This is a genomic window from Caldimonas brevitalea (assembly GCF_001017435.1).
Lineage (GTDB): Bacteria > Pseudomonadota > Gammaproteobacteria > Burkholderiales > Burkholderiaceae_C > Caldimonas > Caldimonas brevitalea.
In genome coordinates this window covers 5822588-5841593 of sequence record NZ_CP011371.1, presented here as the reverse complement: position 1 = coordinate 5841593, position 19006 = coordinate 5822588, and the positions used below count along the sequence as shown (strand labels likewise).

General features: G+C 67.0%; 16 protein-coding genes. 14 read left to right on the top strand and 2 right to left on the bottom strand.

Annotated elements, in window-relative coordinates:
- The first annotated feature begins 96 nt into the window (after window positions 1-96).
- On the top strand, window positions 97-984 hold the full coding sequence (locus AAW51_RS24870; RefSeq protein ID WP_047196778.1) for a LysR family transcriptional regulator: 888 nt from the start codon (window positions 97-99) through the stop codon (window positions 982-984).
- Between the two features lie 92 nt (window positions 985-1076).
- Here the strand turns inward: AAW51_RS24870 and AAW51_RS24865 are convergent, their stop codons facing one another.
- Both AAW51_RS24865 and AAW51_RS24860 read right to left on the bottom strand, forming a co-directional pair.
- Window positions 1077-2519: a DUF1501 domain-containing protein gene (locus AAW51_RS24865; RefSeq protein ID WP_238947688.1), complete on the bottom strand. Its 1443-nt coding sequence runs from the start codon at window positions 2517-2519 to the stop codon at window positions 1077-1079.
- A gap of 8 nt (window positions 2520-2527) precedes the next feature.
- Window positions 2528-4390: a DUF1800 domain-containing protein gene (locus AAW51_RS24860; RefSeq protein ID WP_047196777.1), complete on the bottom strand. Its 1863-nt coding sequence runs from the start codon at window positions 4388-4390 to the stop codon at window positions 2528-2530.
- A 454-nt stretch (window positions 4391-4844) separates the two neighbouring features.
- On the opposite strand from AAW51_RS24860, the gene AAW51_RS24855 reads away from it, so the two are divergent.
- The 13 genes from AAW51_RS24855 to AAW51_RS30215 all read left to right on the top strand — a co-directional run bounded on the left by AAW51_RS24855 (window position 4845) and on the right by AAW51_RS30215 (window position 19004).
- Window positions 4845-5204, top strand: coding sequence for a hypothetical protein (locus AAW51_RS24855; RefSeq protein ID WP_047196776.1), 360 nt, complete (start codon window positions 4845-4847; stop codon window positions 5202-5204).
- Between the two features lie 449 nt (window positions 5205-5653).
- Window positions 5654-5959, top strand: a complete 306-nt coding sequence (locus AAW51_RS24850; protein WP_047196775.1) for a Flp family type IVb pilin — start codon at window positions 5654-5656, stop codon at window positions 5957-5959.
- A gap of 99 nt (window positions 5960-6058) precedes the next feature.
- Window positions 6059-7396 (top strand): hypothetical protein, encoded by a 1338-nt coding sequence (locus AAW51_RS24845; protein WP_169788076.1) that lies wholly within the window; start codon window positions 6059-6061, stop codon window positions 7394-7396.
- Between the two features lie 152 nt (window positions 7397-7548).
- The gene (locus tag AAW51_RS24840; protein ID WP_157360025.1) at window positions 7549-8427 is read left to right on the top strand and encodes a hypothetical protein; all 879 of its coding nucleotides are present in this window, start codon (window positions 7549-7551) and stop codon (window positions 8425-8427) included.
- The gene (locus tag AAW51_RS24835; RefSeq protein WP_047196772.1) at window positions 8424-9224 is read left to right on the top strand and encodes a hypothetical protein; all 801 of its coding nucleotides are present in this window, start codon (window positions 8424-8426) and stop codon (window positions 9222-9224) included. Before AAW51_RS24840 ends, AAW51_RS24835 begins: the two co-directional genes overlap by 4 nt.
- Before the next feature lies 1 nt (window position 9225).
- The gene (locus tag AAW51_RS24830) at window positions 9226-9978 is read left to right on the top strand and encodes a hypothetical protein (protein WP_157360024.1); all 753 of its coding nucleotides are present in this window, start codon (window positions 9226-9228) and stop codon (window positions 9976-9978) included.
- On the top strand, window positions 9975-10196 hold the full coding sequence (locus AAW51_RS24825; RefSeq protein WP_047196770.1) for a hypothetical protein: 222 nt from the start codon (window positions 9975-9977) through the stop codon (window positions 10194-10196). The genes AAW51_RS24830 and AAW51_RS24825 overlap by 4 nt, the downstream gene beginning before the upstream one ends.
- Before the next feature lie 33 nt (window positions 10197-10229).
- Window positions 10230-11249 (top strand): Flp pilus assembly protein CpaB, encoded by a 1020-nt coding sequence (gene cpaB, locus AAW51_RS24820; protein ID WP_083438561.1) that lies wholly within the window; start codon window positions 10230-10232, stop codon window positions 11247-11249.
- Window positions 11250-11348: 99 nt separating this feature from the next.
- Window positions 11349-13724 carry a pilus assembly protein N-terminal domain-containing protein gene (locus AAW51_RS24815; protein ID WP_053013889.1) on the top strand — a complete coding sequence of 792 codons (2376 nt, stop codon included), beginning with the start codon at window positions 11349-11351 and terminating at the stop codon, window positions 13722-13724.
- Window positions 13725-13738: 14 nt separating this feature from the next.
- Complete coding sequence (locus tag AAW51_RS24810) at window positions 13739-15580, top strand: TadA family conjugal transfer-associated ATPase (protein WP_047196769.1); 1842 nt, start codon at window positions 13739-13741, stop codon at window positions 15578-15580.
- Between the two features lie 41 nt (window positions 15581-15621).
- Entirely contained in the window at window positions 15622-16485 is an 864-nt protein-coding gene (locus AAW51_RS24805; RefSeq protein WP_047196768.1) for a type II secretion system F family protein, read from the top strand.
- A gap of 34 nt (window positions 16486-16519) precedes the next feature.
- Window positions 16520-17461 carry a type II secretion system F family protein gene (locus tag AAW51_RS24800; protein ID WP_047196767.1) on the top strand — a complete coding sequence of 314 codons (942 nt, stop codon included), beginning with the start codon at window positions 16520-16522 and terminating at the stop codon, window positions 17459-17461.
- A 145-nt stretch (window positions 17462-17606) separates the two neighbouring features.
- The gene (locus AAW51_RS30215) at window positions 17607-19004 is read left to right on the top strand and encodes a DUF192 domain-containing protein (RefSeq protein ID WP_157360023.1); all 1398 of its coding nucleotides are present in this window, start codon (window positions 17607-17609) and stop codon (window positions 19002-19004) included.
- The last annotated feature ends 2 nt before the right edge of the window (window positions 19005-19006 follow it).

Sequence of the window (19006 nt, the reverse complement as noted above, 5' to 3'; positions counted from 1 at the left end):
GGGCACCAGGAGATGAAGTAGGGCGGACTGTGCCGCCGCCGCCTGCGTCTGCCCAGCCTGCTAAGGTTGCTTCATTCCCAACTGGCGGTGTTGAATATGGACCGGATCGAGAGCCTGCAAGTCTTCGTGAGGGTCGCCGAGGCGGGCAGCTTCGCGGCCGTCGCACGCGAGCTCGATCTTTCCCCCGCCATGGTGGCCAAGCACATCCAGGCCATCGAAGCCCGGCTCGGCGCCCCCTTGCTCTACCGCACCACCCGGCGCCAGAGCCTCACCGACACCGGCCGCCTGTACCTGGAACGCTGCCGCGCCGTGCTGACCGCCTTCGAAACCGCCGAAGCGGCGGCCACGGAGTTGCAGGCGGAGCCGCGTGGCGTGCTGCGGGTGACCGCGCCTGTCGTGCTCGGCTCGCGCGGCTTGGCCCCGCTGCTGCCCGGCTTCATGGCGCGGCACCCCCATGTGAAGGTCGAGTTGGCCTTGCACGACCGCGTGGTGGACCTGATGGACGAAGGCTACGACGTGGCGCTGCGGTCCGGCCCCTTGCCGGCCGACATGCGGCTGGTGGCCCGCCCCCTGCGGCCGCTGCGCATGGTGCTTTGCGCCGCCCCGGCCTATCTGCGCCGCCATGGCGTGCCCCGTGTACCCGCCGACCTGGCCGCGCACGCCTGCCTCGGCTTCAGCCACTGGGCGCACCCGGACCGATGGCGCCTGATCGGGCCGGACGGCGAACACGCGGTGCCGGTCACCACCGCGCTGACGATGAACAACGGCGAAGCCTTGCGCCAGGCCGCCTTGGCCGGCGCCGGCGTGTTGATGCAATGGGAGGTGCTGGTGCGGGAAGACATCGCCGCACGCCGGCTGGTGAGGGTGTTGCCTCGTTACGCGCCGCCGGAGCGGCCGGCACACTTGCTCTACCTGCCCGACCGCCGGCCCAGCGCCAAGCTGCAGAGCTTCGTGACGTACGTGTTGCAGACGCTGGGGCCGTGAGTTGGACTTGCGCGTGAAGGCCTGCCGAGGCCGCTGAAACAAAAAGGGCCGGGCTTGGCGCCCGGCCCTGATGCCACCGGCGGTCGGCCGCCTTACAGAAAGCCCAACACCCGGCGTGAGCCGAAGTTCGCCAGATTGGGCAGGATGCTGTTGAGCTGGCCATCTTCGGCACCGAACCACCGCAGCAGCGTCGCCGCGTATTGGTCGACGCTGGTGGTCGGGATCCAGCGGCCTTGCTGTTCCCAGCTGTTGACGCCCACGTCGTCCGGCCCGCCCAGCACCAGCGCGGGGTAGGTGCCGTAGGTGGTGCCGCCATTGACGGCACCGCCCATCACCAGGTGATGGTTGCCCCATGCATGGTCGGTGCCGCTGCTGTTGTTGGGCTTGAAGGTGCGGCCGAAATCGCTCTGGGTGAACGTGGTCACCTGCTGCGTCATGCCGATGTTCTTCATGGCCTGGTGGAAGGCGCCCATCGCGTCGCCCAGCATCTTGAGCAGCGTTGCATGTTGGCCGACCGTGCTGTTGGCGTCGATCTGGTTGCCGTGGGTGTCGAAGCCGCCCAGCTGCGCAAAGAAGATCTGCCGATCGCCCTGCACCGTGGCCCGATCGTTGATCAGCTTTGCGATCTGGAACATCTGCTGCGCGATCATGGTCGTGGCCTGACCGTCAGGACCGGTCAGCGAGGCGAAGGCCTGCTTCAGACCGGCCGGCGCTTCCTGGTCACCCGGCCTGATCTTCACCACCGGGCCCAGACGGGTGGACATGGCGAAGGCCTCGCGCTGCTGCTGCGCATAGGCCTGCAGCAACTCGTTCTGGTGGTTCTCGGCATAGAGGGCGTCGAGCGCCGCCTTGCGCGCGGCGACCGGCGCCCAACTGGTGTCTTCCAGGCCTTGGACGCCGAAGGTTGCGCCGGGCTGTGGCAGCACCAGCGGCGCGGCCAGGTCGGAGATGCCGAAGCGGCCGTTGCCACCAACCGAGATCACCGGGTTGGTGGTGCGCAGCGCGGCCGAGGCACGGCCGCCCCAGCCGGTGCGGGTCAGCACGCTGCTGGTGCCGTTCTCCCACAACGTCTGCTGGTCGGAGTGCGAGAACAGGTTGTCGGGGATCAGGGCCGAAGAGCCGGTCTGGCGCCGGTATTCGTCCTTGGTGAGCGGGCGGTTCAGCGGGCCGACGTTGAACACCGGCGCCAGCGCGCCATCGCTCCAGGCGGTCGACAGTGCCGACAACGACGGGTGCAGCCCGTAGTCGCTGCCGTTCAGGCTGACCAGGCTGGTGCGCGGCAGCGCCAGGCGGCCGCGCACGGTGCTGTACTCGCCGTGGCGCGTCGCATCGGTCGGCACGACGGTGTTCATGCCGTCGTTGCCGCCGTAGAGAAAGATGCACACCAGCGCCTTGTACTCGGCGGCGTAGGCACGTTGCGGCGCCATCATCAGGCCGCCCATGCCGGCAGCGCCCAGGGCACCGGTGGCCAGCTTGAGCCATTGGCGGCGCTGCATCAGCAGCGCGTCGAGGTCGTGGGTCTTCGATTTCGTCATGAGGGCTCTCAGCGGGTCACGTGGTATTGCGGGGCGCTGAACACCAGATAAGCGGCGCTCTTCACACGGTTGCTCAGGTAGCTGCCGTCGTTGTTGCGTCCGAACGCGGCCACGGCATTGATCACCTGGGTGCGCGCATTGGCCGGCAGCGGCTGGCCATAGGCGAGTGTGGACAAACGGTCGACCAGCTTGGCCGGGTCGGCCGCGTCGGCCTGGAAGGCGCTCAGGTCGACCTTGGTGCCCACCGCGTTCGGGATGCTGCCGCTGGCGTCGCTGCCGTTCCAGTTGATCAGGTAGTTGACGTAGTTGAGCCGGTTCAGCGCGGTGTTGGCGTTGTGGATGCCGAAGGCCGGGCCCACCAGCGTGGTGCCGGCGACGGGATAGTCCGGCGGGTAGAAGTTGAACACCGAGGGCGGACGGAACACGTGCTGGCGCATCGTGTCACCCCACCACCAGCCGAGCGCATCGCCGTCGGTGCGGCCGTTCAATGCGCGCAGCACGCCGGTGAACATCTGCGCCGGTTCGCGCAATCGGCCGGCACGCGGGCCGGGGTTCTCGCTGCGGGCCTCGGCGTCGAGCAGCACGGCGGCGATGGTCGCCTTCATGTCGCCCGGCTGGCCGCTGCCGAAGCTGCCGTAGCGCCCGGTGCTGAAGGCGGTCGACACGCGCTGCACATAGGCCGGCGACGGGTTGCTGCTGACCAGGTGCTGGATCAGCTGCTTGCCGATGAAGGGCGCGGTGTTGGGATGGCGCATCAGGCTGTCGAGCACGGCTTCGAGCGCTTGCGGCGCGCTGTGGCCGGCGGGCAGCGAGACGCCGTTGAGCAGCTGGCGCGCTTGCGTGTCGTGGTAGCGCGCGACCGGCACCATGTCGCCACCGTAGTAGCGGCAGTTGGTGCCTTCGGGCCAGCAGCCCCACGACGTGGCGCCGCCGGCGGGGTAGGTCCAGCCGGTCAGTGCATAGGCATAGGCACGCACGCGTTCGTTGTCGTAGGTGGGCTTGCAGGTGTCGCCCTTCAACGTGCCGTCGGGGTCGAGTTCGCAGGTGCCGATCGAGAACAGCTGCAGCAGCTCGCGCGCGAAGTTCTCGTTGGGCGCCGCCTTGTCGTTGTTGGCGTTGTTCAGGAAGTCGCCCATCACCGGCGACAGCGCCACCTTCTTCAGCACGTTGCGGTAGTTGCCGAAGGCCTCGTTCAGCAGCGCGTTGTGGTAGTTACGGAAGCCATAGGTGCCGCTCACCTCGAGGTTGGACACCACGGTGATCTGTTGCAATGCGAAGGCGACACGCTGGCGCAGCTGGTCGGGGTTTTGCACCGCATTGCGGTAGAAGTCCCACACCAGCGGCTGGGTCGACGACCAGTCGCGCCAGCAGTTCGGTCCCTTGCCGTCGCAAAAGTCGCCGGAGCCGGTGTGCTGGTGCACCTCACCGCCCATGCCACTTTTGTACTCCGAGCGGGGCGTCGTCAGCGCGAACTGGTCGGACACCCACTTCGCCGCCCCCTTGCTGCGGATTTCGGCGATCAAGGCTTCGGTCGGCCCGAAGGTGGCCTGGTCGGCCAGGCGCACGGCATCGCGGGTGGTGGTCGGCCTTGCGGCGTTGGGATCGCTGCCCGGGTCAGTGCCGGGGTTGGTGCCGGGGTTGGTGCCGGGGTTGGTGCCCGGCTGTCCACCCGTGTCGGTGCCGCCCGGCGGATTGCCGGTGTTTTCGCCGCCGGGGGCTGGCGTGTTGGTGCTCGGGTCCGAACCCGGCGTCGCGGTGCTGTCGTCGCCACTGCCGCCGCCGCACGCGGCCAGCAGTGCGGCAAGGCTCAGGGCGACGGCGTGATGCAGTCCACCGCGTTTCGAAAGAGTCGTTGTTGCGCGTTGTTCCAAGGGGTACCCCTCTTAACGGTCGATTGCGCCGCCAGGGCAGCCTGGATTCGTCATGGACCGACCGTCGCGGTCAACCTCGAAACCAGCTGTTTCCTGCGCTGCTCCTCGACCGGGTTGCCGTTACGTTTTCGTGGAGCTGACGGGCAAAAACGCAAGTTCGGGGCCGCCTTTGCTCGCTCGGCGCGGCAGCAGGGTCGCCGTCGCGATCAATGCGGTTCGGTGCAAAACGTCACACTCCATCCACTTCCAGGCCCTGATTTCGGCGCTATCCGGCCTGCCGCCGGGCTTTCAGGCGTGTTGCTTCCTGTAAAAAATCCGCCGCCACCCCCTGGCAGAATGAACAGGAAGGCAAAATTCCCATTTGAGACAAATGCGCGAACGGTTCGCGCGCGCGGGAGGTGTGGCATGAGGGCAGACGCGGGGGGCGCGGCGCGGGCAACGCGTGGCGGGAGGCATGAGCGGTCTGGGCGTGGTGGAGCACACCATGGCGCGTAGCAGCCAGCAGTGGCGGGTCCGGCTGGGCGATGTGTACTGGCGCCGCTTCACGCACCCGCGGGCCGAGGACGATCCGTTGCGGCTGCTCGGCAGCATCGAGCGCGGCGCACAGATCGGCGCGCTGGCGGTCGACCCGGAAGGCCTTTACTTCCAGGTGAATGGCGACCACCTTGCCGCGTTGAGCACGAGTCAGGTGCGTGCGGCGGTGCGGCGGGCCCAGGGCGGCGGGTCGAACGACCCGGAGCCACGCCCTAAGGCCAACCCGCAGCAATCAGCACCGGTTGTGATCGTTAAGCGCAAGCGCGTGCTGGCCATTTGATCGAACGGAACCTGCCGAAAGCATCGGCGGTCCTGATGGCGTGGCGACGCCGACTCGCAGTTTCCTGCAGATGCGGGTGTTTATCCCCGCGCCATACCTCCCTTTTTTCTTCGTCAGACCCCTGCGGTGTTTCACAGTTATCACCGTCTCGCTCGATCCTGTTATTAATTGCAGGTCGCTTCGCTAAGCTGGCTGTTTTGTTGATTTAATCTGGCTGGGCGTCAGGCTGGGTTTTCGCCAATTAGTGGAAATACACATTCTGTTTCGCGAAATTCTGCGGTTCCCCGCATCGAGGGGGTTTCCGAAGTGAGGCGGAGATCTAATATCGCCCCTGGAGCTGCACGGCGAGGTTCGAGAAAAGGCCCAAGGCTTCCTGTTTGAGTGCAATTCTGCGTTGAGCGCGGCACGCTGCTGCCTCTTTCCATTCTCAAATCAGCCAAGGGGGTTTCATGAAACTTCGTTCCAGCAAAAGAAGGCAGTATGGCCAAGGCATGACGGAATACATCGTCATCGTCGCGCTGATCGGCATTGCTGCAATTGCTGTATATCAGCTGTTCGGACAGACCGTGCGCAGTCAGACGGCCGGTATTGCCCGCGAGTTGTCGGGACAAGACGGGGCCGCCGCTCTTGAGGCCGCCCGGAATTCAGCAGACAAGGCGCAAGAAAGTGAAGTCAATGAGCGCAGTTTGCGCAACTACAACGACAACGCGACTCGCGGCACTGCTGGTGGCGGTGGCGGTGGCGGTGGCGAATAAACAGCGCAACTGACGCGCATGTCACGCGCCGGCCCAAGGTGGGGCTGGCCGTGTGTTGCGGGGAGGGTCCGCCAACGCGGGCAAGCGCTGATATATGGCTTGTTCCTGCTTTTAGGCGGGTTGGCAGCGCTTTTCTTTCTGTTCAACACCGGTCAGCTCACCGCCGAAAAAACCAAGCTGGTGAATACCGCCGATGCGGTGGCATACAGCGCCGGCGTGATGAATGCGCGCACGCTGAATTTCGACGCCTATACCAATCGGGCGATGGTCGCCAACACCATCGCGATTGCGCAATTGACTAGTCTGGCATCGTGGGTTCGCTACGCCGACGCGATGGGGACGTTCGGCTTCGTGCTGCAAAACCCGAAGTTGTCCCCCTACTATCTGTCCTATGAGACGGCAGTGGATTTCGGGCCCGACGCGAAATCGGAACTGATCGACCAAAACGTCTTGGAAAACCTCGTGCGCACCTCAGACAACCTCATCACGAACTTGCGCGTTGCCCAGGCGGTTGCAAACGCCGGGTTGCTGCCAGCCCGCGCCGCCGTGATGAACGAGGTGGCCCAGGCGAACTACCGCGGTGACGGAACGGTCACAGTCGACCTGATGCTGCTGAGCCCGAACGACTTCCCCCAGTTCGTTCAACAGTACGCCGGCGACGAGCGCACGCGCTTTGCGCAAGCCGTGCAAGCCGGGTTGTCGCGGGACCGCTTCATTGAGCGGCGCAGCTGGATGATGCCGGCGCTCTATAGCGACTGCGGCTCGGCCACCGCGACCGGCCGCGTGGACTGGCTCGACCGTCGCGGCGGCACCGAGCTGATCGGTTTCGACGAGTGGAAGGCGCTCGACACGCTGTCCGAGAAGCGCTGGGTGCCCAAGAACAAGACCGATGTCATGTGCCGCGCGGTGAAGGAGCGACCGGCCGGGTGGGGCGGGCAGAGCGCCGCCGACAATCCAACGCTGGATCTCGATCCGTTGCATTACGACAGCGCGCCTCTGGTCAATCCCGGTGCTACCGCCGTGGCCGTCGCCACCTCGACGTCTGCCTGGGGCTATTCCGGACTTCCCAGTTTTTTCGACCTGTCGCCGGCGGCGCTGGATCAGCCCGATCCGCGTCTGCAGTTCGCCGTGCGCCTGCATCGAGACCGGGACCAAACGCTGACCTCGGACGGCCGCTCCTCGATCCAGTCGGCGCAGCCCCGTCGCCTAAACCCCTACAGTGGCGCCCCGGCCAACGAGGTTTACGCGGCCGTCGCCGCCTCGGACGTCTATTTCGCACGACCCGGCAGCTCCCGCGACAACGTCTACGGTGCCTCGATCGGACGGCCGCGCGAACTGGGCTCGCTGTTCAACCCCTATTGGGACACGCGTCTGCGGGCGCCGTCCCTCGCCGAGTTGCAGCAGGCACAGGCCTGGCAGGGGGTCGTGCTGCCATGAACTCCCGCCTGGCCGCCCGAAGGGGCTCGCGTCGCAGTGCGCAGCACGCTGGTTCTCCAACCAGCTTCCAGCCCGCCTGGTGCACAGTCGCGTGCGCCTGGCAGGGACGCGGCTGGCGGGGCCGGGGGCGTTGCGAGTACCTCACGGCCTTGGTGAGGCTGCTGCTGCTGTTCATGATGCCGACCGCGGGGATGCTGTCGACCGCTCATGCTCAGCACGCCGATGACAAGGTTGAGGTACATCACGTTCGTTTGACCGGGCACACCGGCGACGCGAAGTTCGATCGGGACTACACGCTGAAGGTGCACGCCGGGTGCGTCGAACGGAACCGTGCCATGGGTTGGCCCGTGAAGACGCAAAGCGTCGCGGACCTGCCGCCCGTCTTGCATCAACTCGAGATCGACTTCTACTACGCATCCAACCGGATGCTGCAGTTGCACCGGCACATCGACTACTACCTCGACCAGAAAGACTGCTCGATACCGCGAACCGAAACGCGTCTGACCTATCTGGACTCCAGCGCCGGTCTCTGCACGATGCATCACGAACGGGGGGAGGCCAGCGGCGATTGCGACAGCGGTGCCCATGCGCACGCGTCACCAGAGCACTGGCAGGCCCTGGCGCCGTCGGGGCCGGATTCGAAGATGATGACCGCACCGCTGCCGCCCGATCTGCCGCCGGAGATCCGGGATCGTGTCGAGGCACACCGACAGCAGCGGCGCGAATCGCCCCCCTGGCCACAGCCGACCGGCGAACGCCGGACCATGGCCGGCGTGAGCTGCGAGGTATATGCCCTCAGCAAGCCGATACGCCGTGAACAGTGCATCGCCCGTCCGAGCGCCAGCCGCTTCCCCATCCCCTCCAGTCGCTTCAATCGCAGCGTTCCCGGCCTGCTGCTGTCCACCGAGTCGACGCCGCCGGGGCTCACGCTGCACACTGAGGAGGTGCACCTGAACAAGCTCGTGCCCGAGCGTTTGTTCCGGGTGCCTGGGGAGCTGCGGGTGGTGACGCCGAAAGGTATCAAGCCATGACGCGGCACGTTGTTCGCCGTGCACAACGCGGCCAGGCCTTGACCGAGTTCCTGGTCGTCGCGCTCGCACTGGTACCGCTGTTCCTGCTGGTGCCGATGATCGCGAAGTACCAGGACATCCGCCACAGTGCCCAGTTGGCGAGCCGGTATGCGGCGTTCGACGCGATGGCGCGCAACGACGCGGTCAGCAGTTGGAAGCCGTCCCACCAGCTGGCCGACGAGGTGCGCCGCCGGTTCTTCAGCCATCCTGACGCCCCGATCAAGACGCACGACGTGGCGGGCGATTTCAAGGCGCATCAGAACCCGTTCTGGCGCGATCCGGGGGGTGGCGCGCTGGTGCGACGTTTCGCTGACGTGAGCATTGGTTTCGGCTCTGACAACAGTGCAAACCAGATCGCCGGTTTCGAAAGCGCGAGCGACGGCATGCCCTACACACTTCGAGAACCGCTCGGTTTGCCGGCGCGCGGTGTCTATACCGTCAACGTGTCGGTCGTGCTCGCCAACCTGCCAGCCGACGTCCGCAGCCTCCAACCGTTCGACGGCCTTGATTTGTCGCTGCGCCGTGCCACCAGCGTGCTGCTTGATCCCTGGGTGGCACAAGGTCCGACACAAGTCGAGGCCCGCATCGGCGGCGATCCCCGCATCTATCCGGTGGCCACCTTGCGCGAGCCCGCAGACTTCGTCGATGCCGCCGTCTCGGTGATCGAGGCGCCCGGCGGCTTGCGTGGCCCCCGCCTCGGGCAACTGGAGTTCTGGCGCGATGTCGTGCCCGACGACCGTCTCGAGGGGGAGGATTGAGATGCGTGCTCCGCCACCGGCCCGCGCCGCCTGCGCTGCCTGCCTGGTACTCGCGCTCGCCTCGGTGCGAGCTGCAGACGCATCCGGGTGGCCGGAGCTGCCCGTTCCCCACGATGCACACGCCTTCGATGTGGGCACCGAACTCCATGTCAACGGCGTTCCGATGCGCATCCGCGGCTTCGTGTCCGAACGTCCCGCCAGCGAACTGGCAGCCTGGTTCCGTGCCCGCCTGGGGCCGCCGTTGGTCGAACGGCAGGTCGGCGGCAAGCTGCTGCTGGGCCGCGGCTCGGGCGAGCACTACCTGACGGTGCAACTCGAGCCTCTCGGTGTCGGCGGCGCCGACGGCACCCGCGCCCTGGTGGCCGCGGGCCACCTCAAGGCGGCCGAGGCGGCGCGCGACGAGTCCAAGGTCGAAGTCGAGCACTGGCAGTCGAGGATGCCGGCCGGTTCCCGGTTGATGAACCAGGTGAAGGCGGACGACGGGGCGCGGCTGTCGAGCCACCTGACGTTTTTCAATCGGCACGCGTTGCAGGTCAACGTCGACCGCGTCAAGGCGCTGATGCAGGAGGACGGCCTGGCGTTCGAGCGCGACACCCAAACGGAGGAGGGTGCCCAAGGGTCGGCGACACCAGAGGGCAGGGTGCTCTATTTCAAGGGGGCAGGCAAGGAGGCGATGGCCGTGGTCGTACGCAGCCCCGAGCGCCAAACGATGGTCGTGCTCAGCGTCGTCAGAAGCATGGAGCACTTCAAATGATGCAACGGCACCTTACAACGGTAGAAGGTCGGGCGTCGCAGCGTGGCCAGGTCCTCATCGAATACGTCGTGCTGTGCGCCGTGTTCGCGCTGTTCCTGTTCTATCCCATCCAGGACGCAGCGAGCCCAGACGCTCCCCGCACGGCCTTCGGCATCCTGATCGACACGCTGAAGCAAGCCTACGAGCGCATCAGTTTCGCGTTGTCGATTCCCACCTGAACCGTCGCCGGCGGACCAACAAGCGAGAACCCGATGCAGCTGCCGAGATTCGATGCCAAGAGGGCGCTTGTGTTCAACAAGACCTGGGCCATCCTGGCGGTGGCACTGGTTCTCGGTGGGCTGGCCGCGCTGACGGCACGCAGCTATTTTTCGAGCCGGGTGGCCGAGATCGAAGCCCAGGCCAGGGGCAAGACCGTCGGTCTGGTCGTGGCCCGGGCTGACCTGCCGCGCGGCACAAAACTCACGTCTGACAACGTCGCCATCCGCCAGATCCCGGGGGACTTTGCGCACTCGCTGGCAGTGGTTCCCGACCAATTCGACCGCGTCGAGAACCAGGCGATTGCCTTCCCCGTCAAGCGCGGTGAACTGATCCTGTGGAGCGCACTCGAGGGTAAGCGCAGGCCGACCTTCTCGGCGCGCGTGGAAGCCGGGCGGCGCGCTGTCACGGTGGCGGTCGACGAGATCAGCTCGATCTCGGGGATGTTGGAGCCGGGGGACATCATCGACCTGATCGTCACGCTTGACCGCAAGGGCAAGAAGTTGACCTTCCCGCTGCTGCAAAGCGTCGAAGTGATGGCCACCGGGCAGCGCTCGGACGATGAGGGTAAAAAAATGGGCGGCGAACGCCGCTCCTACTCGACCGTCACGCTCGACACCACGCCGCAGCAGGCCCAGTACGTGATCGTCGCGCGGGAGACGGGCCGCATCACGGCGCTGCTGCGCAACCCCGCCGACAAACAGGCCCTGACCTCCGCTCGGCACGACATCGAGGCCCTGCTCGGCATCAAGGCGGGCGCTGGCGCGGCGGTGGACGGGACCGACCCGCAGGTGCCGGTGTTGTACAGCAACCGGTTGCCGCCCGAGGGCCTGACGCTGGGGCAGCACGTGCAGCAGGAGCGTCATCGGCCCAGCGCCGAAGCACCGATGCCGCAGGCCCCTGGTGGCGCGCTCGATGTGTTGGACGGTGATGAGGAGGAGGTGGTGCCGTCCCACGGTACACCTGCCGCAACGGGAGCGGCCCACCCGAGGCCTGCGAGCGCCCGGGTGCCTTGAACACGACAGCCGGCTGTATCCGGAAGCACGATGAACGCCGCGAGAACGGGCGGACCGATCGACGTGCGCAGTCACACCAGAGAGGGATGTGGTCTTCCAATGAAGAAGTGCGACAACGATTACGACGAGGGAGAGCGCCACAAGGGCCGGGGGCGCCGTGCGGGCGCGAGCGAGGTCGACCGGCAACGCCTCGCTCGGGCCTGCCTGTTCGTGTGCGCCTGCGCAGGGCTGCACGCCGCACAGGCGCGGGAGAGCGATGAGGTCACGGTGGGGCCGCAGGCCCGCGCCGAGGGGGATGGCACCGCGCCCTTGCCGGCAGGCGCGCACCGGCCCGTGCGCAATGGTTTCGCGGAGCATCTCAAACCACACAGCGCTCTGGCCAGGCGCACAGGTGCCAGTACCGACGCCCGGCCCTACACCCCCATCCGCGCGCCCGATGACGAAGGGCAGGTTCCCGAGATCGAGATGTTCGTCGGCGAGTCGCGCGTGTTCCCGGCACCCGGGGTCGCGCGCATCGCGGTCGGCAACGGATCGATCCTGACGGCTGCCGCGCTCGACCAAAAGGAAGTGATCCTGTTCGCCAATGGCCCGGGCACTTCATCGCTGTTCGTCTGGAACGTCGACGGCCGCTACCAGCGCGTCAAGGTGAACATCGTGCCGGGCGACACCAGCCGCTTCGCCCGCGAGATCGCGGCCTTCCTCACCGCCATCCCGAATGCCAAGGCGTCGGTGGTCGGGGCCAACATCATTGTCGAGGGCGACGACCTGTCCGACAACGACCTGCGCAAGATCGAGGAACTCGCCAAGCGCTACCCACAGATCGTCAACTTCACCAACCGGCTCGGCTGGGAACAGATGGTGCTGATGGACGTGAAGGTGGTGGAGTTCCCGAGTACGGTCTTACGCGAGATCGGCCTGAAATGGAACGCCACCGGCGGCGCTGCGGTGGGCGGCATCTGGGCGCCGGGGCGGCGTGGTCACAGCGGCCCCTACCAGATCGACATCCACACCGGCGAGGGCAATGCCCCGCCGATCACCAACCCCGACGGCAGTGGTGGCGGTGTGGTGCTGCCCAGCGGCCTCAACGTGCTGAGCGCGATCAACATGGGCCTGAACGCGCAGCTGAACCTGCTGGCGCAAGAGGGCAAGGCGGCGGTGCTGGCCGAGCCGCAGCTGTCCGCGCGCAACGGCGCCCGAGCCAATTTCCTGGCCGGCGGCGAGATCCCCTACACCGTCTACACGATCAACGGCCCGCGGGTCCAGTTCAAGGAATACGGCGTCAAGCTCGACATCGAGCCACGTGTCGACCACAGGGGGGTGATCCGCGCGCAGATCAACACCGAAGTCAGCTCGATCGACCAGTCGGTGAGCACCGCCAGCGGACCCGCCTTGCTCTCGCGCAAGGCGAACACCGAGTTCAATGTGCGCGACGGCGAGACTATCGTGCTGGCCGGTCTGTTGCAGCGCGACACGGGCAGCGACGTCGACAAGGTGCCCTTGCTCGGCGATCTGCCGATCCTGGGGCCGCTGTTCAGGTCCAAGCGCTTCCAGAACCGCGAGACGGAACTGGTCGTCTTCGTCACGCCCACGGTGGTCAGCGCGCAGTCGGCGGGCCTGCAGGACCGGGTGCAGCGCGTGAGCGATCGACTCGAAGAGCGCATGGGCCCCCCGCCTCATCTGACCGAGCCGCTGCAGCCCGGGGCGCAGTATCAACAGCCGAACACCACTCCGGCACCGGCGGTGGCGCAACCGCCCGCCACGGCGGGCGTGGACGCACCCGCCGCTGGCCGTCTTCCGGTGTCTTTCTCCGCGCCCGTCCAGCCTGCGACTGCGCCCACGCCTGCCGACGCACCCGTCGCCCGGCCGCCCGCTGCTGCCAGTGCTGCACCCCTGCCGGGCGGAAGTGCCTTGCGCGTCGTGGTCGACGCCATGGCCTTGCGGGCCGAACCGCATTCCCGCGCGCCGGCGCTGCTGCAGCTGGGGATCGGGTCGACCGTGCTGATGGGCGGCGCCTTGCCTCATGCCGATGGCACGGCGGTCTGGCGTCACGTGCTGGTGGGCTCGGTGAGCGGCTGGGTACCGAGCACTGCCGTGCGCCCTGCCAGGGGCAGCCTGACGATCGCAGCCGCTCCTGGCGGCGCTGCCCGCCAGGACCAGGCCGGGCGGCTCGCGGCGCTGCCGTCGGGCCGTGCGTCAGCTCCGGAGTCGCTGCCACCCGCCCCCCGTGACGTGCCGGCTGCCAGCCGGTACCGCGTCACGCTGGAGCGACTGGCCTTGCGCGTTGCGCCGGACATCAATGCCCACGTGGTCGTCCATTTGAGTGCGGGCGATGTCATTGGCTTGCTGCCTCAGCCCCCGCGCGGGCACTGGGTGGCGGTGCAGCTGGGGGACGGGGGCGAGCAGAAGCGCGGCTGGGTGCCTGCGCAATGGCTGGAGCCGCCGACCTTGAACTCCCCTCTCGAAGGCCAACGCTGAAGCCAGGAGGCGCAATGCTGCAGATCATGATCCTCGACGCGCAGGGCCAAAGCCGACAGGTGACGGTGGCCGACCAGTGTGTCGTCGGCAAAGGGGCGCAGAACGAGGTCCGCCTGGAAAGCTGGCGCATCGGGAAGGAGCACGCCCGCTTGTTTCGCACGCCCGGCGGGGTGCTGGTTGAAGACATGGGCGCCTTCGGCGGGGTGAGCGTCAACGGGCAGCGCATCGAGTTGCAACATGGTCCGCTACTGCCGGAAGACGTGATCGGCATCGGACCCTACCGGCTGCAGGTGCTGAACTGCGGCGAGGCAGGGCCGGTTGATCCCGCGGTCGAGAGTTCGTTCGCCGACACGACGCCGGTGGACTTGGCGTCGCGCCAGCCGCCCCACCGCCGAGAAGATCTGGTGCGCCAAACGACGCCGCCGGCGCCCCTCTCACCCCTGCCGCAGACCCTGTCTGGACCTGTTGCCATCGCCGAGCGACCGGCCGTCTCGCTCGTGACGCCGCAAGACGCCAGGCGCAAGCAGCTCGAGTTCGAATGGCGCAAGCGTCTGCATGTCCAGTTGCTGGAAACCATGGACCTGCGCCGCCAGGACGTCTCGCGCATGAGCGACGACCGCCTGCGCCGCGAAACCGAAACGCTGATACGCGAGCTGCTGCAAGACCGCGACGACGAGGTGCCGGCCGAACTCGACCGCGAGCTGCTGTGCCGGCAGGTGCTCAACGAAGCCATCGCCCTCGGCCCGCTGGAAGAGCTGCTGGAAGACGACGGCGTCACCGAAATCATGGTCAACCGGTATGACGAGATCTACGTCGAGCGGTCGGGGCGGCTGCACCGCCACCCGCTGACCTTCACCGGCGACCGTGCCGTGATGGGCGTCATCGAGCGTATCGTCGCACCGCTCGGGCGCCGCATCGACGAGTCGTCGCCGATGGTCGACGCGCGGCTGAAGGATGGTTCGCGCGTCAACGCCATCATCCCGCCGCTGGCCCTGAAAGGCCCGACGCTGACGATCCGGAAGTTCTCCAAGCGCAAGCTGCAAGCGCAGGACTTGATCGCCTTCGGCTCCATCAGCCCGCCGATGGCCGCGTTTTTGCACCTGTGTGTCGAAGCCCGGAAGAACATCGTTGTCTCGGGCGGCACCGGCTCCGGCAAGACCACGCTGCTCAACATCCTGTCCAACTTCATCCCGCCCGGCGAGCGTGTCATCACGGTCGAAGACGCCGCCGAGCTGAAGCTACACCACGAACACCTGATCAGCCTCGAAGCCCGCCCTGAGAATGTCGAAGGCAAGGGGGCGGTGACCATACGCGAGCTGGTGCGCAACACGCTGCGCATGCGGCCCGACCGTATCGTGGTCGGTGAATGCCGAGGCGCCGAGGCGCTCGACATGCTGCAGGCGATGAACACCGGCCACGAAGGATCGCTGACCACCTTGCACGCCAACGCCCCCCGCGATGCGCTGGCTCGGCTGGAGACCATGGTTCTGATGGCAGGGATGGAGCTGCCGCTCGGCGCGATACGCGAGCAGATCGCATCCGCCGTCGACATCATCGTGCAGCAAACCCGATTCGCCTGCGGCACCCGCATGGTGACGCATGTCGTCGAGATCACCGGCATGGAGAGCGGGAAGATTCAGGTGCAGGAGCTGTTCCGCTTCGTCAACCGCGGCTACGGCCGGGGTGGGCTTCAGGCGGGCGGCCGGGTGCAGGGCTATTTCACCGGTTGCGACACGGTGCCGAGCTTCTATGACGAATTGCGTGCTGCGGGGGTCCAACTCGACGTCTCGATCTTCAAGGCCACCGCAATGCACGGCATGGCGGCCGTGGACGAGCTGCCCGAGCAAGCCCTGTGAAACGGCGCACCCGACGGTACGCCCCAACGAAAAGGCCTGACATGCTCGACAACAATGCAGTTCTGACCCTGGTCACCGGCGTGTCGGCCGTCTCGGTGGCACTGCTCACGTGGTTTGTGATCGATCTGGGCACTACCACCCTGGCCCGCTACCGTGCGAGTTTCACCGAGCGCACCAAGTTTCAGATGCAGGAGTTTTTCCTGTTCATCGACGCGCGCAAGCTGTTCATCGCCAACCTGGCGGTGATGGCGCTTGGCGCCGTGCTGGTTTGGCTGGCCACTGGCGCCGCGCTGGTGGCCGTGCCGGTGTTCTTCGCGCTCGGGTTCCTGCCGCGCATCGTCTATGCGTGGATGCGCCGCCGGCGATTGCGCAGCTTCGAAGAGCAGCTGCCCGACGCCCTGATGATGCTGGCCGGCGGGATGCGCGCCGGCGTTGGCCTCAACTCCGCCTTGCGCCAGATGGTGACCGAAGCTCAGCCCCCCATCAGCCAGGAATTCGCCCTGGTGCTGCGCGAACAGCGCCTGGGCGTCACGCTCGAACAAAGCCTGAGCAACTTGTCCCGGCGTGTGCCGACCCAGACCACCACCCTGGTGGTGTCGGCGATGCGCATCGCGTCCGAGACCGGTGGGGGCCTGGCCGAAACCCTCGAGCGCACCGCGCACACCATCCGCAGCCGGCTGCAGATGGAGGGCAAGATCCGCGCGCTCACCTCGCAGGGCAAGCTGCAGGCGTGGGTGGTGGGCATGCTGCCGGTGGGCCTGATGGTCGTGTTGAACAAGATGGAGCCCGAGGCCATGGCACTGATGTGGAGCACACCGATGGGCTGGGCGGCGTTGTCGGTGATCGCCTTCTTCGAGTTCATGGGTGTGTGGGTGATTCGCAAGATCATCGCGATCGACGTGTAAGGCCTAGAGCCTCCCACCCAGCGAGGACGAGCACATGTTCCTGGATCAACTCACCAGTAGCGGCGCGGTGATGGCCGCCTTGTTCATGATGTTGATGGGCGCTTCAGTCGCGCTGCTGGCCTGGGCGGTCAGCCGCGCGGTGGTCACGGTGCCGCGGGAAGACCGCGAGTTCAAGGACGCGCCGCCCATCGGCTTCCGCCTGGCCTGGTGGCCGATCCAGTGGGGCAGCCACTACCTCGACGCTGCGTTGTCTCAAAAGACGCAGATGCAGCTGTTGACGAAGCTGCGCAAGGCCGGGCTGGACTACAGCATCAGCCCGGCCCAGCTCGTCTCGGCGCGTGTGGTTTGCGCGGTGGTGATGGCGGCCGTGCTTTGCGCCGCGCTCGCCTCGTTCGACACACCGTCGAACCGGCTCTTCCCGCAAGGTTTCAGCGCCCGTGCCTACCTGCAGGCCGTGGCCGTCGGCCTCGTCTTCGGCTGGGGGTATCCCGCGCTCTGGCTGCGCGATCGCATGGCCTTGCGACGGCGCGAGATGCTGAAGGCCTTTCCGTTCTATCTTGACATCGTCACGCTGTGCATCGAGGCCGGGCTCAACCTGCAAGGCGCGATGAACCAGGCGGTGGCCAAGGGCCCCAAGGGTGTGCTGCGCGACGAATTCCAGCGGGTGCTGCGCGACATCCGCGCCGGCAAGGCGCGCGTCGACTCGCTGCGGGCGATGTCCGAGCGGTTGAACGAGCCACCGGTGACGAACTTCATCGTCGCCGTGATCCAGGCCGAAAGCATGGGCATGAACCTCGGCCCGGTGCTGCGGGCACAGGCCGACCAACGCCGCACCGAGCGCTTTCTGCGGGCCGAGAAGCTGGCAATGGAAGCCCCCGTGAAGATGCTGTTCCCGTTGATCGCCTTCATCTTTCCCTGCACGTTCATCGTGCTGTTCTTTCCGATCGTCATCAAGTTCCTCGAATCGGGCTTTTGAAGGAGCGCGGCGATGCAGCGTGGTCGTTTCTTGTACGGGAGGGTGCCGGTGAAAGACGGATAGACAACCGCCAGCGGCCACCCCATGGTGGCGTTGCGCTCCAGGGAGGCGCTTGCAACCACAACACAACGCAGGCGAGGGATCGATGGCACGACTAGCAGCAAGGACGGACCACGCGGCCGAGCGTGCCGAGTTTGCCGTCATCTACACGGCGACCGGCGCCTGGCAGCTTCGCGTGCGGGTGGCCGTCCGCTTCTGGAGCCGCTGGCGTGGGCTGATGCTGTCACCACCCCTCCGACCGGACGCGGGCCTGCTGATCCCCCGGTGCGCCAGCGTGCACACCTGCTTCATGCGCTACGCCCTCGATCTGGTGTACCTCGATGCGGCAGGCCGGGTCGTCGCCTGTGTGCCGGCCCTGAAGCCCTGGCGCGCCAATGTGTGCCGCGTGCGTGGGCCGCATCACGGCGCTGCGCCGGCCGCACTCGCTCGCCACTGCCTCGAACTTGCGGCCGGCACCGTGGCGGCTCTCGGCATCCGGCCGGGCGACGCGTTCGCGCATGGGTACTTCGCCCCGCACGACGGCGAAGGCGGCCCACCGCGCCCGGGTGGGCACGCCGCTGCGCCCACGCGGCCGCGACGGCAGCGTGGCGCCGCAATGGTCGAATTTGCGGTGGTCGGGCCCTTGCTGACACTGCTGGGCCTGGCTGTCGTGCAGTACGGCTTGCTGTTCTTCGCCAAGAACCAGATCAACTACGCAACCTTCATGGCGGCTCGGGCGGGCAGCACCGGCCACGCCAACGTGGACGCCATCCGCCTCGCCTATGCGCGCAACGTCTTGGCCTTGTACGGCGGCGGCCGCAGCTCCAGTGAATTGGCCGAATCGCTGACCCGGGCGGCGGCCGAGGTGGCCGAGTTCGTCGAGGTGCGCCTGCTCAATCCCACTCGGGAGAGCTATGACGACTGGAACGACGCGCAGCTCGAGAACGCCTATGGCGCCAGGGCCATCCGCCATGCCGGGCTCGCGGCGCGCGACCCCGAAGCGGTCGGTACCGCTTCGGGCCAGAGCGTGCACGACGCGAACCTGATCAAGCTCAAGATCACGCACGGCTACCGGCCCTCGGTGCCGCTGGTGGGCATGGTCTACACCCGCTACCTGCAGTGGATGGATACGGGCAACGATGCCGCCTACACCCGCCTCGTGAATGCCGGCAGGGTGCCCATCGTCAGCCATGTGACGCTGCAAATGCAGTCCGACCCGATCGAAGGCCCGGTCGAGTCCCACCCGGGCCCGGGCAACGACGGCAGCCCCAGCGACCCTGGCGACCCGCCCCGCGTGGACACGCCGCCACCCGAATGCCAGACCATCGGTTGCAGCGTGCCCCCCGTTCCGATCGAGCCACCGGGTGGCGGCGATGGCGGCACCTGCGACCCAGCCACCGACCCCAACGGCTGCCGCCCGCCCGGCTGCGAGATGGGCGACCCGAGCTGCGACCCTGGCTGCGGCACGTCTTACTGCTGCGTGCCGCCCGATGGCCAGATATGACA

Bases quoted from the DNA above. Each gene is read 5' to 3' on its own strand.
- AAW51_RS24870 (WP_047196778.1), top strand. From the start codon at position 97: ATGGACCGGATCGAGAGCCTGCAAGTCTTCGTGAGGGTCGCCGAGGCG.
- AAW51_RS24865 (WP_238947688.1), bottom strand. From the start codon at position 2,519: ATGACGAAATCGAAGACCCACGACCTCGACGCGCTGCTGATGCAGCGC.
- AAW51_RS24855 (WP_047196776.1), top strand. From the start codon at position 4,845: ATGAGCGGTCTGGGCGTGGTGGAGCACACCATGGCGCGTAGCAGCCAG.
- AAW51_RS24850 (WP_047196775.1), top strand. From the start codon at position 5,654: ATGAAACTTCGTTCCAGCAAAAGAAGGCAGTATGGCCAAGGCATGACG.
- AAW51_RS24835 (WP_047196772.1), top strand. From the start codon at position 8,424: ATGACGCGGCACGTTGTTCGCCGTGCACAACGCGGCCAGGCCTTGACC.
- AAW51_RS24830 (WP_157360024.1), top strand. From the start codon at position 9,226: ATGCGTGCTCCGCCACCGGCCCGCGCCGCCTGCGCTGCCTGCCTGGTA.
- AAW51_RS24825 (WP_047196770.1), top strand. From the start codon at position 9,975: ATGATGCAACGGCACCTTACAACGGTAGAAGGTCGGGCGTCGCAGCGT.
- cpaB (WP_083438561.1), top strand. From the start codon at position 10,230: ATGCAGCTGCCGAGATTCGATGCCAAGAGGGCGCTTGTGTTCAACAAG.
- AAW51_RS24815 (WP_053013889.1), top strand. From the start codon at position 11,349: ATGAAGAAGTGCGACAACGATTACGACGAGGGAGAGCGCCACAAGGGC.
- AAW51_RS24810 (WP_047196769.1), top strand. From the start codon at position 13,739: ATGCTGCAGATCATGATCCTCGACGCGCAGGGCCAAAGCCGACAGGTG.
- AAW51_RS24805 (WP_047196768.1), top strand. From the start codon at position 15,622: ATGCTCGACAACAATGCAGTTCTGACCCTGGTCACCGGCGTGTCGGCC.
- AAW51_RS24800 (WP_047196767.1), top strand. From the start codon at position 16,520: ATGTTCCTGGATCAACTCACCAGTAGCGGCGCGGTGATGGCCGCCTTG.
- AAW51_RS30215 (WP_157360023.1), top strand. From the start codon at position 17,607: ATGGCACGACTAGCAGCAAGGACGGACCACGCGGCCGAGCGTGCCGAG.